Raw genomic sequence first — 542 nt, forward strand, 5'->3', positions numbered from 1 at the left:
TTATTGTTAGGTCCGAACTTTGAAGATCCATCCATACGTCCGGTTGCTGTCAACATGTATTTGCCATCATAAGCATAGTTGACACGTGCAAAGTACGAATTCAGTGCACTTCTTTGATTTGAAGAATAGACTTGCGGTGTATTTGCGCCTGCATTTAAATTATTGTAACTGTAAAAATTTGATGGAAAATTAGAAGCCTGCGCTTCTACCCAATCAGTTTGAGTTTCCTGCCAAGAAAGTCCTAGTACACCAGAAAATGAATGCTCGTCAATTACTTTATTGTAATTAAAGTAGTTTTCATTTTTGCCAATAAAACCACCTTTGATTGCTTCCTCTGGCATCTGAATTCCTTGTTCCCTGGAAGTCCCCGTTAGACCATCTACTGTCTTCACTCCTGTTATCTATAGCAAAATTTGCCTTAAAACTTAAATCCTCAGTAATTTGAGCGTTAAGTACGATACCTCCAGTCAACTGTTGGTTAAGATAGTATCCATCTCTCTGACCTGTTGTGTATACAATATTGCTCCAATTCTCTCCAACAG

At 38.2% G+C, this 542-nt stretch carries 1 protein-coding gene and 1 pseudogene; both read right to left on the minus strand.

The window, feature by feature from the left end; translation table 11 throughout:
- Positions 1-341 (minus strand): annotated as a pseudogene (locus ADIWIN_RS15135) (TonB-dependent receptor); the annotation flags it as partial.
- Positions 298-542 (minus strand): hypothetical protein (locus ADIWIN_RS21485; RefSeq protein ID WP_235047131.1); only part of this gene is annotated, 245 nt, incomplete at its 5' end. The gene ADIWIN_RS21485 and the pseudogene ADIWIN_RS15135, both read right to left, overlap by 44 nt.

The sequence above is a fragment of the Winogradskyella psychrotolerans RS-3 genome, from assembly GCF_000427335.1.
GTDB classification, from domain to species: domain Bacteria; phylum Bacteroidota; class Bacteroidia; order Flavobacteriales; family Flavobacteriaceae; genus Winogradskyella; species Winogradskyella psychrotolerans.